The sequence below is a fragment of the Microcoleus sp. BM001215392 genome (genome assembly GCF_036700185.1).
In the GTDB taxonomy this organism is placed as follows: domain Bacteria; phylum Cyanobacteriota; class Cyanobacteriia; order Cyanobacteriales; family Microcoleaceae; genus Microcoleus.
In genome coordinates, this window is record NZ_JAUBOJ010000221.1 from 1 (window position 1) to 12,153 (window position 12,153).

The window sequence follows — 12,153 nt, forward strand, 5'->3', positions numbered from 1 at the left end:
TGGTTTATTTTCGGTTGTTTGAGATTGTGGTTTATTTTCGGTTGTTTGAGATTGTTGGTTATTTTCGGTTGTTTGAGATTGTGGGTTATTTTCTGCTGTTTGCGGCTGTGGGTTACTTTCTGCTGTTTGCGGCTGTCGATTGGCGATGGCTGCTAGGGCTCGCTCAAATCGAGAAGTTTCAGCGGGCGATTCGAGATTTACCTGCAAAACTGGGGGGAATCGCCCTAGCAATTCGGCGGCAGTTTCGGCTGCTTTGTTAATTAGTTCCGGGCCGACATTTGCTAGCAGTTGTACTGCTACTTCCCAAACAGCGTCTCTGTGGCGCTGTGGTGCTCCTCTGGCTGCTGCTAGCAGGGTTTCTTGGAAGCTGTAGTCTCTGATAAGGGCAATGGCTAGCAGGGACAGCAACACGGCTGAGGATTCGGGTTCGGTGCGGGAAACACTGGCAAAGGTGACGGCGCGAAAAGGTAGGATTTTGGTTGTATCTAATTCATCAGAAATTTGGTTGAATTCTGGTAGACTTAAGAGAGTTAAAAGTTGGCGAAATATCGACCAAATATAATATCTGGAATCAGCAAGTTTTGAGGCAATTAAATCATTTTTAAGTTGGTTTTTAGCTCGTTCGCCTGTTTCGCTGGTATTCATCCAGCGGGCAACTGTATATTCTAAAAATGTCTGGTGGAAAAATCCCGCACGCTTTCCTCCTAAATCTTTAAAAATTCCGTCGCTTTTGAGTGAATTGTAAGCAGAGAATTCTGTTTCGCTGAGGTCTAAATCGCCCTCGTAAACAAAGTCACGCAATCTATCCTCAGAATTTTCATACATTAGTCGTGCTAGTTTTAGGCACAGTTTTTGTTTGGCGAGGCTGAGGTGTTCGGACTGCAAATTGTGGCGAACTTTGGCAATTTTCCAATCCCAATATTTTTCGTATAGCTGGCTGACTGTTAAATCTTCGGGGACTGTTTCTTCAGCAGCGAACAAGTCGCAAAGTAAAGCTAGCAGCAAGGGATGACAGACAATTTCTTGTAGGGATACGCTGTCGGCGGAAAGGGCAATAATTTGGTTGGCAAAAGATTGCTGGCTGGCTAAGGTGTTGAAACCGGGTTGGGTTTTAATGAATTCTTGGGCTGCGGTTCTGACTTCTTCGGTGGTGAAGGGGGTAATTTTGCAGTTGTCGCTGACGCTTTCTCGGAATCCGGCAAAGCTTTCGTGGTAGGGTTCAAAAAAGTTGCTGTAGTCGGTGTCGCGGCAGGTGAAGGCGACTGTTGTACCGATTTCTAAAAGTTGGGATAAAATGCCCCGCAACACCGTAACTAAAGGTTTTGTCAGTACGATATCTAGGGTGTCAATCAGCAAAATACCGCGATTTTGTTGGGTTGTTAGTTGTCGGGAAACTTCCACAATTGATTGTCGCTTGCCGCTAATTTTTTCACCGAGTTCTAGGGCAAAGGTTTCAGCGGATTCGATTAAATCGTCGCACCGGGCTAAGGCTAACCAGCCACTGTCTGATGCGGTTTGTTCGGCGTGTAGTTCATCGTAAATGCTGCCGAGAATGGTGCTTTTTCCGTATCCGGCGGCCCCTAAAATTGGGACGATGCGGCGTTTGTTTTCAAGGGCTCCGGCGCGAATTTCTTTGAGGCATTTGGACAGCAGGGTTTCGCGGGGAATGGGGGGGAGAATGTAGGGATTGAGGGCTGCCCTGGCGCGGGCGGCGCTGCGTTCTGTTGCTGCAAATAGTTCGTCGCTGGGTGGGAGGTTGTAGCTGGTTGTTGATATTGTTTCTGATATTAGATTGGCGATACTTTCATCGGATACAGCGGAAGTTATTGTATCGGATTCTGTTTTTAGACCAACTATCTCTTGCCAGTCTAGTTCTAGGGTATCGCAAATATCCATGAAAATCGATCGAGAAATCGCCTTGCCGGTAAAAAATCCGTTGATGGTTGACCAAGCTGCAATTAGCAGTTCAACTGCAAGTGCTTTTTGGGTCAAATGTTTGCGTTCCAAAGCTCTTTTGGCGAGTTCGATTCCTTTGGGTGTGGCTTGGAGAGTGCGGTTTGACATAGGAGGTGTGAAATTTTGTGGAGGCGGGTTCACCAACAATCTGTGCCTGCGATCGATTATACAATAAATCTGCCCCTTTAACGAAAAATTGCGATCGCCCCTGCATCCTATTACATCATTCCAGGTCTTGTAGGGGCGGGTTCGCCAACAATATTTGTCTCAAACCCACAATCTCATAAGCCCCCACCCAACGAAAAATCCCAATCTACCCTAGATTTTGCTAGAGAATTCACGATAAAGAAACATCTCGATTGCCCCTGTATTTATTGGATTATGCCAAATAAGAAAAAATTGCGATCGCCCTTAAATTATGTTACATAATGTCAGGTATTGTAGTTTTTTTCCGATACGGGGTTAATTCGTGGTCGGGCGGGTTTATTTAACTTGTTTGTTACCTGAAAAGTCCTTGGCGAACCCGCCCCTACAGGTTATTGGTAATGAAAAATCTCGATAAAATTAATATTTTAAAATATCAATGTTTCAAAATATCAATATTTCAAAATATTAATCTTGCTTCACTTCTTCAGTCCTCTTTTAGAGGACTTTCGCTTTGAGACAGGGGTTTAAACCCCTGTCGGACTTTGGAACAATCGACAATCGGACGGTGGGACAATCAAATAATTTTAATGAGTCAAATACCAACTCATACACGAACTCATACAAGTTTCTCCATTACTCGAATCCGAACTCAAATACCGCCCTGCCAGAATCGAAGTTGTAAGGTTGAAAACCCAATTTGAGGGAGTACATGAAATTCACGCCAGAACCCCTACACAGCGCTTGGCAACAAGTCCGCAAGCGCAGTCGCAGCGCCGGAATTGACGGGATTACGGTTGATTTGTTTGCCGGTGTTGCCCGATATCAGTTGCAGGTTTTGCAGCAGCAGTTGCAGCAGGAATCTTATTTTCCGCGCCCTGCTAAGGGTTTTTACCTGCGAAAAACCAACGGTGGCCAGCGTTTGATTGGTATTCCTACGGTGAGGGACAGGGTTGTGCAGCGTTTTTTGCTGGGCGAACTCTATTGGCCGCTGGAGGATGTTTTTCTCGATTGCAGCTACGCTTACCGTCCGGGTAGGGGCATACAGATGGCTGTCAAACACCTGTATTCCTATTATCGCTTCGGGCAAGCTTGGATTGTCAAGGCCGATATTGAGAAGTTTTTTGACAATCTTTGTTGGCCGCTGCTATTGGCTGATTTGGAAAAGTTGCGGTTGGAACCGATTTTGCGGCAGTTAATCGCACAGCAACTTGGGTCGGGAATTGTTGCTAAGGGTCAGTGTTTGTATCCAAATCAGGGAGTTTTGCAAGGGGCGATTCTTTCCGGGGCTTTGGCTAATTTGTATTTGAACCAGTTTGACCGACTTTGTTTGAGTCACGGTTTTAATTTGGTGCGGTTTGGCGATGATTTTGTAATCGCTTGTGCTGATTCTATTCAAGCTAATCGCTGTTTGGAACAAATTAGTGTTTGGCTGGGCAGTTTGTATCTAAAACTTCAGCCGGAAAAGACGCGGATTTTTGCGCCGGATGAGGAGTTTGTTTTTCTCGGCTATCTGTTTCGTGATGGAGAGGTTTTTGCACCGGAACCACCAGGTAGGGGCGGTGCCCTCGTGCCCGCCCAGTCGGCCGCAGAGGGCAACCACGGGGGGATTGCCGATACAAAAAATGAAATAGTCCAGAAAGAGGGCAACCACGGGGGGATTGCCCCTACTTCGGGAATGTCTTTTTCTCGCCCAGCAACTCGCAAAGTACCTGTGTTTTCTGGGAAGCCTTTGGCTTGCAGTATTTCTGTGAAGCGGATTATTTTACCGCGCGCTAATTCGGAACATTTTTGGAGGGAACCGATGAGTACGTTGTATGTGACGGATCAGGGGGCTTATCTGAGCATTCAAAACTACCAGTTTCAGGTTTATTACCAGCAGGAATTGCGGATAAAAGTTCCGGCTAGTCGGGTAAGCCAGATTATTTTGTTTGGCTGTTGCAATGTGTCTCACGGGGCGGTGTCTTGCGCGCTGCATCAGCGGATTCCGATTTTGTATTTGTCGCAGCGGGGTCGGTATTTCGGGCGGATGCAACATGACGGGCGGGCTAAGGTGGAATATTTGACTAAGCAGGTGAGTTGTTCGATGAATCCTGAGTTTGTTCGGCGGCAAGCGGAGGCAATTGTGCGGGCGAAGTTACACAATTCGCGGATTCTGCTGATGCGGTTGAACCGCCGCAAGTCGAAGGATGCTAGTGAAACATCGGTGTTGCAGGCGGTGGAAATGCTGGAAATGCTGATGGAAAGTTTGCCTTTGGCTGAGTCGATGGATGCGCTGCGGGGTTATGAGGGGAAGGCGGCGACTGTCTATTTTCAAGCTTTGGGTTCTTTGTTTTCGGGCCCGTTTGTGTTTGAAGTTCGCACGAAGCGCCCTCCTACTGATCCGATTAATAGTTTGATGAGTTTGGGCTACACTTTGTTGAGTCAGAATGTTTTTTCGTTTGTGGAGTCTGTGGGGCTGCATCCGAATTTTGGGAATCTTCATGTTCCCCGCGACAATCATGCAGCTTTGGTTTCTGATTTGATGGAGGAGTTTCGGGCTCAGGTTGTGGATTCTCTGGTGACTTATTTGGTGAATAAGAAAATTTTTGTCCCTGAAGATTTCACGCCGCCTGATGAACGGGGCGGGGTGTTTCTTCAGCCTCATGCTTTGAAGAAGTTTCTCAAGCATTGGGATGAAAAGTTATTGTCGGAGACGACTCATCCGCATACAGGTTATAAGGTGGCATACCGCCGCTGTCTGGAGTTGCAGGTGCGGGAATATGTTTCGGCTTTGATGGGGGAAGTTGAGGTGTATCGTCCGATGCTCTGGGATAAATAGAATAGGGTTGACTCACAACCATGAGAGATTTTCGTGGGATAGGCAAAACGCTGAAACCCGCATTCTGTGGTTCTATCCCGCGAATTGCTCTCCTGGTATGGCTTTAGCACCCCTAATTCTGGTGTTTTTTGGGAAGGTAGTAGCCTGAAATGAAGGTTTGACTTGCATCCCGCGAAAAAGTGCTGTAGACTTAGCTCAGGGCAAAGCTTCTAGGGGCTAGCCTTTAGGCTTCTTCGGAAGTCGAATTAATGGAAACTTGGCCGTTCCGCCAAAGCCGCAAAAGGAGTAGAAACCAAACCTTTAGGCTTCTTCGGAAGTCGAATTAATGGAAACACGAATGATCGTAGCTTCGGTAGCTTTTTGGTCTTGTTGCATCTTTAGGCTTCTTCGGAAGTCGAATTAATGGAAACACCGTAATTGTCTGCTAAATACTCGGTTTGAAAACCATACTTTAGGCTTCTTCGGAAGTCGAATTAATGGAAACTTTCCATTGCTGGATCAGGGTTTGTTCCCTCGAAATCTTTAGGCTTCTTCGGAAGTCGAATTAATGGAAACTTTCTTCGACTTCCCGATTTGCATCAGGTTGTTCACGACTTTAGGCTTCTTCGGAAGTCGAATTAATGGAAACGCCAATTTGTAAGTTTAAATGCACAGAAAGGCAATAATCTTTAGGCTTCTTCGGAAGTCGAATTAATGGAAACCCATTCTTCCAATTTTCCAAATTCTCAGGAAAAACTACTTTAGGCTTCTTCGGAAGTCGAATTAATGGAAACCTGTTTGCCCGCTATTACTGGTGTGACAGAAACAACGCGAGAAGCTTTAGGCTTCTTCGGAAGTCGAATTAATGGAAACATGAAGAATCAACCAGAAGCCAATTTTCAACAGCTTCTTTAGGCTTCTTCGGAAGTCGAATTAATGGAAACTAGTTTTTAGAAACTAAGAAAAATTTGGAAAGTTTAGAACTTTAGGCTTCTTCGGAAGTCGAATTAATGGAAACCTCGCCGCAATTAGTTCCCCTTCCTTTTGCCAACAATCTTTAGGCTTCTTCGGAAGTCGAATTAATGGAAACCTCCGTACACGGACTTTGCAGTTTCCTCACTACTTTAGGCTTCTTCGGAAGTCGAATTAATGGAAACAGAGTTTCCAAGCTTTCTTCAAACTGATCATACGACTTTAGGCTTCTTCGGAAGTCGAATTAATGGAAACATTATACTGCCGAATGGAGTAAAAGCCTCTTTTCCGCTTTAGGCTTCTTCGGAAGTCGAATTAATGGAAACTTGGGATTTTCGAATTGAGAATCACGTTCCCGTCTTTGCTTTAGGCTTCTTCGGAAGTCGAATTAATGGAAACGTGATTGACAGGCTTTTCAATACTGATAAACCAACCCCTTTAGGCTTCTTCGGAAGTCGAATTAATGGAAACCCTTGTTAATTGTAATCTCAAACCGATTATCGCCGAGACTTTAGGCTTCTTCGGAAGTCGAATTAATGGAAACATTGTGACAGGTGTTGGAGCGGTTAACATTAACTGCTGAGGACTTTAGGCTTCTTCGGAAGTCGAATTAATGGAAACACCGGTGTTAGTAACACTTCCGAAACGAGTGAGCACTTCTTTAGGCTTCTTCGGAAGTCGAATTAATGGAAACAAGCGGGGGCCTTTGCGGCTCCTTACCCGCAACAATTCTTTAGGCTTCTTCGGAAGTCGAATTAATGGAAACATTCTTTTTGACGCAGGGTGGAGGAGTGCAAGCATCTTTAGGCTTCTTCGGAAGTCGAATTAATGGAAACTTTCCGAACGAGAAATTCCTTCATACCAGGAAAACATTGGAACTTTAGGCTTCTTCGGAAGTCGAATTAATGGAAACAAAAGTTTGATTTGACTTTCATCAATCTCATCTTCGGCTTTAGGCTTCTTCGGAAGTCGAATTAATGGAAACATCACTAAACTTTTCAGATGAAACAGCTGCTTCATAGCTTTAGGCTTCTTCGGAAGTCGAATTAATGGAAACAAATAGCAGAAAATGTTGGCTGGACGATTTCAACAGCTTTAGGCTTCTTCGGAAGTCGAATTAATGGAAACGGAACATAATGAGCATTCCGACTCGTAACTTTCCATGTCTTTAGGCTTCTTCGGAAGTCGAATTAATGGAAACGGTGTATAACGGCAGTATGTGCCGTCTGGTTCATTGAAACCTTTAGGCTTCTTCGGAAGTCGAATTAATGGAAACTTGATTTATCCCAGAACTTGAAGGATGAAATAACTTCTTTAGGCTTCTTCGGAAGCCGAATTAATGGAAACTTGCAATTGCAGTAGTTGCAGTAACGCCTAAAATCAAAACTTTAGGCTTCTTCGGAAGTCGAATTAATGGAAACTTCCACGCTTTTTCAGAAGCAGGGGTTGGCTCAACGTCTTTTTCTTTAGGCTTCTTCGGAAGTCGAATTAATGGAAACACGAGTCAAAATTGCCAGAAAGCAAACCAGATGAAACAGCTTTAGGCTTCTTCGGAAGTCGAATTAATGGAAACCGACAGAACTATTTATTAGACAGTCTGTCCGCAACGAGCTTTAGGCTTCTTCGGAAGTCGAATTAATGGAAACCAATTATCTAGGACGATTGATCCATACTGTGATAATAACTTTAGGCTTCTTCGGAAGTCGAATTAATGGAAACTTTCCAAAATCACCTACCCAAAATTCGTTGAGTTGATTTAAGTCTTTAGGCTTCTTCGGAAGTCGAATTAATGGAAACCCTGGTAGAGTACACTCGCCGCAGTTAGTTCTGCGACTTTAGGCTTCTTCGGAAGTCGAATTAATGGAAACATTCCAAAAATGGAAGCAAAAATTGCTCGGATCAATACTTTAGGCTTCTTCGGAAGTCGAATTAATGGAAACTTTCCATTCTGGGTGACTATGTGTCGGCCCATTTTGGCTTTAGGCTTCTTCGGAAGTCGAATTAATGGAAACAAAAACTAACTCCGTAGCCTTTGAAACCCTTCCAGCAACGCTTTAGGCTTCTTCGGAAGTCGAATTAATGGAAACTTTTGAGTTTTTCCTGCTCTTTTTCAAAAGCTTGTTTCTTTAGGCTTCTTCGGAAGTCGAATTAATGGAAACATTTTTTTTCACCTCTTCAATGTCTTCAGCCGAAAGACCCTTTAGGCTTCTTCGGAAGTCGAATTAATGGAAACTCGTTGAATTGGACGGCGCGAAGGACGTTCCACCTTTAGGCTTCTTCGGAAGTCGAATTAATGGAAACGTTTAGCTCACTTTTTCTACCTAGCTCTTTGCCGCTTTAGGCTTCTTCGGAAGTCGAATTAATGGAAACCGGAGTTGGAGACGTAATGCTGCGCATAATGGTGGCTTTAGGCTTCTTCGGAAGTCGAATTAATGGAAACAAATTGCCTACCATTGTTTATGAGATTTTGCAGATATTTCTTTAGGCTTCTTCGGAAGTCGAATTAATGGAAACTTAAGCGTGAAGCTACCTCTTTGACAGTTTGGATATCTTTAGGCTTCTTCGGAAGTCGAATTAATGGAAACTTGATTGTGTCGTTGCCAGCAGTTCCGAGAAAAATTTTGCTTTAGGCTTCTTCGGAAGTCGAATTAATGGAAACTTCAATTTGCTCGTCAGACAAACCTTTTCGCGATAGATAACAACTTTAGGCTTCTTCGGAAGTCGAATTAATGGAAACAAGAGACGTTTACTTGTTGAGGCATTTCTTGAGCAAACTTTAGGCTTCTTCGGAAGTCGAATTAATGGAAACAAGCTTCAAAAGCCTTTTCGGCTGTATCGTAGACTTGTGCTTTAGGCTTCTTCGGAAGTCGAATTAATGGAAACAAGAACTGGAGGGGTTAATGGAGTAGGAGTGATTGAACTTTAGGCTTCTTCGGAAGTCGAATTAATGGAAACATTCATTGTTGCTTCTCCTATGCTAGGCGCTGTACTTCTTTAGGCTTCTTCGGAAGTCGAATTAATGGAAACTTGATGAACTTCATCTATTCCATCGTACAGTTTTTTCTTTAGGCTTCTTCGGAAGTCGAATTAATGGAAACTTTGCACCCTTCTTTTTCTAAACAAAAAGCACATTCTCCTTTAGGCTTCTTCGGAAGTCGAATTAATGGAAACTCGACAGTGACAGTTTCATCACCGTTTGAGTCTTCTGTCTTTAGGCTTCTTCGGAAGTCGAATTAATGGAAACTTGATTTCTTAACTGCTTTTTTTGCTTCAGCAGAATCTCTTTAGGCTTCTTCGGAAGTCGAATTAATGGAAACAAGAATCAGAACAAACTAATCGCATTTACATCCGTTCTTTAGGCTTCTTCGGAAGTCGAATTAATGGAAACAACTCTGAATAGAATTCAGAAATGATTTTCACATCTTTAGGCTTCTTCGGAAGTCGAATTAATGGAAACGATTAACAGTCAGGTGTCAATTGACGTTCTACTTGAACTTTAGGCTTCTTCGGAAGTCGAATTAATGGAAACGTGCCAACTGATAAGAATCCAATGTTTGCATTATATGCTTTAGGCTTCTTCGGAAGTCGAATTAATGGAAACGCTCTGTTATAACCCTGAGAAAGAATACCTGAATAGCTTTAGGCTTCTTCGGAAGTCGAATTAATGGAAACAAAATTGGATTTTAGGGACTTGATGACTATTTACTATGTCTTTAGGCTTCTTCGGAAGTCGAATTAATGGAAACAGTGAAACATATTGGTCTGCAAACTGTATGTCCAGTGCTTTAGGCTTCTTCGGAAGTCGAATTAATGGAAACTTCTGTAATAGAATCTTCAAGTAAAACTTCTTTCAAACTTTAGGCTTCTTCGGAAGTCGAATTAATGGAAACAGTTATTGCCGCTGTTGGGCATACCGCACTCACCGCATGCTTTAGGCTTCTTCGGAAGTCGAATTAATGGAAACTACGCTTTGAGACGCATTTCCGCAGTCAACAACTTCTTTAGGCTTCTTCGGAAGTCGAATTAATGGAAACCTAGCTTCTTTTACGGTCTCAATGTCTTCTGAAGATAAACTTTAGGCTTCTTCGGAAGTCGAATTAATGGAAACCTCTAAACTTAGTTTTGAAAACTAAGAAAAGAATTAATACTTTAGGCTTCTTCGGAAGTCGAATTAATGGAAACTGTTACCGGATTGCTGACACTCATAACCGTCAAGACTTTAGGCTTCTTCGGAAGTCGAATTAATGGAAACATTCCACTTCGAGAGTTACACTTTCTTCAATTAGTGCTTTAGGCTTCTTCGGAAGTCGAATTAATGGAAACGGTGTAGTAGAGTTTCTCAAAGTTGAGTTGTTCAAACTTTAGGCTTCTTCGGAAGTCGAATTAATGGAAACGTTAGTTTTAATCTATTAAAACTAATTTCGGTCTCACCTCTTTAGGCTTCTTCGGAAGTCGAATTAATGGAAACTTTTCTTCATCAGTAACTGCGAACGCACAATCAGAACTTTAGGCTTCTTCGGAAGTCGAATTAATGGAAACCAAATCTGAGTGCCAGCTATTCTCATAAACAATGTTTCCTTACACTTTAGGCTTCTTCGGAAGTCGAATTAATGGAAACCTGTAACACAAAAAGTTAAAAAGGGAAAAAAAACTTTAGGCTTCTTCGGAAGTCGAATTAATGGAAACATTAAATCCCTAGGTATTAAAAAATATCTAGGGATTTTATTTGATAAATATTAGGAAGAGAAAGGCGATGCTGCTAAATATTGCCATTCATTTGTAACCAAAAAATCTCGCATTCACCGCAAGTCCGCCGGGGAATCAATTCCCCGTCTCATAGCGAAAGTCGGTTAAAAACCGACTGGGAAACCTCAATTAAATTATCATTAATATCAGTCCTCTTTGAGAGGACTTTCACTATGAGACAGGGGTTTTTAACCCCGGTTTGGCTCTCGGAATCGCGCGTTGGTGGCGGGTGGTCAGAAACCGGGTTTTTATGCGTTTCTGCGGGCTGTAACGAGTATTCTCGCAAAAACCCGGTTTCTTTGGTATTTGTGCGTCCAGGAGTAATTAAAATATACTGCGATCGTGAGCAAGATTTAAGGGCGATTTTTTAAACTCGTTGCAACGGTCAAATCTTTGCTCTGTAATGGTTTCAAGAAATCTGGGTAGGAACTCGTTGCAACTGATTTTAAATGATTTTGGAGGAAAACTCGCGATCGTTGATATAACAGTATGAGGTAACAGGTGCGATCGGGCTTTTGATAATAGCTGTATTTGGCAAATCGCTGAAACTCGTGATAACGGTCAACTCTTTTCCCTGTAAGCGTTTTACGGATTTTGGATCGGAACTCGTGATAGGTGAATTAGAATAGCTGCTTGGGAAATTGGGCGATCTGATATAACAGTATGAGGTAACAGGTGCGATCGGGCTTTTGATAATAGCTGTATTTGGCAAATCGCTGAAACTCGTGATAACGGTCAACTCTTTTCCCTGTAAGCGTTTTACGGATTTTGGCTCGGAACTCGCGATCGGTGAATTGGAATGGCGGTTTGGGAAATTGGGCGATCTGATAGAATAGTATGGAGTAACAGGTGCGATCGGGCTTTTGATAATAGCTGTATTTGGCAAATCGCTGAAACTGGTGATAACGGTCAATTATGGAAAAAGTAAACTACAAAGAATTAATCCAAACAATTCTGACTCAACACTCAGGAAATGACTTGGATACCGAAACAGAAGTGCAATTACTTTTTGACACCGAACGGGATCATTATCATGTCGTTCATTTGGGCTGGGACGAGCAACAACGAGTTTACGGCTGCGTAATTCACGTCGATATAAAAGATAGTAAAATCTGGATTCAGAGAGATAGAACGGAAACAGGAATCGCAAATGAGTTAGCAGCAGCCGGAGTTCCCAAAGAAAATATTGTTTTAGCTTTTAAAGCCCCTTACCTGCGTCAATTTACTGAATTTGCAGTGGGATAATTGAGATACGAAGGATTTACATTGTAAAGGGCTAGGGTAATTTAATTAGCCCCTGGCTGCGATTTTTTTTAACTAAAGCAGATTCACCAGCTTGTTGACGTAACATTTCAACCTTCTCAAATCGTCGCTGCATATCGGCATCTAGTTCTTCTTTATTATCCCAATAGTAAGCTAAAGTAGAATAAATTTGACTCATGCTTAAATAGGGATGTTGAAATTAAATTTCTTCTGGACTAATACTTCGGACAGTTTTTAAGCAGCGAGAGTACCATAGGATAGGACTGACGCAA

At 42.9% G+C, this 12,153-nt stretch carries 6 protein-coding genes and 1 CRISPR repeat array; of the genes, 3 read left to right on the forward strand and 3 right to left on the reverse strand.

Features of this window, described 5'->3' with window-relative positions:
• The coding region (locus QT974_RS21390) for a helix-turn-helix domain-containing protein (RefSeq protein WP_333470431.1) at positions 1-2,064 on the reverse strand (2,064 nt) is incomplete at its 3' end.
• A 748-nt stretch (positions 2,065-2,812) separates the two neighbouring features.
• On the opposite strand from QT974_RS21390, the gene cas1 reads away from it, so the two are divergent.
• Positions 2,813-4,921, forward strand: coding sequence for a CRISPR-associated endonuclease Cas1 (cas1, locus tag QT974_RS21395; RefSeq protein ID WP_333470432.1), 2,109 nt, complete (start codon positions 2,813-2,815; stop codon positions 4,919-4,921).
• Positions 4,922-5,142: 221 nt separating this feature from the next.
• A CRISPR array of direct repeats spans positions 5,143-10,558; the repeat unit is 35 nt; unit sequence CTTTAGGCTTCTTCGGAAGTCGAATTAATGGAAAC.
• Positions 10,559-10,791: 233 nt separating this feature from the next.
• Positions 10,792-10,989, forward strand: coding sequence for a hypothetical protein (locus QT974_RS21400; RefSeq protein ID WP_333470433.1), 198 nt, complete (start codon positions 10,792-10,794; stop codon positions 10,987-10,989).
• Between the two features lie 74 nt (positions 10,990-11,063).
• Here QT974_RS21400 and QT974_RS21405 read toward each other — a convergent pair whose 3' ends face one another.
• Positions 11,064-11,531 (reverse strand): hypothetical protein, encoded by a 468-nt coding sequence (locus tag QT974_RS21405; RefSeq protein WP_333470434.1) that lies wholly within the window; start codon positions 11,529-11,531, stop codon positions 11,064-11,066.
• 2 nt (positions 11,532-11,533) lie between these two features.
• Between QT974_RS21405 and QT974_RS21410 the strand changes: the two genes are divergently transcribed.
• The gene (locus tag QT974_RS21410) at positions 11,534-11,863 is read left to right on the forward strand and encodes a XisI protein (RefSeq protein ID WP_333470435.1); all 330 of its coding nucleotides are present in this window, start codon (positions 11,534-11,536) and stop codon (positions 11,861-11,863) included.
• Between the two features lie 31 nt (positions 11,864-11,894).
• Here QT974_RS21410 and QT974_RS21415 read toward each other — a convergent pair whose 3' ends face one another.
• On the reverse strand, positions 11,895-12,059 hold the full coding sequence (locus QT974_RS21415; protein WP_333470436.1) for a hypothetical protein: 165 nt from the start codon (positions 12,057-12,059) through the stop codon (positions 11,895-11,897).
• Positions 12,060-12,153: the final 94 nt, after the last annotated feature.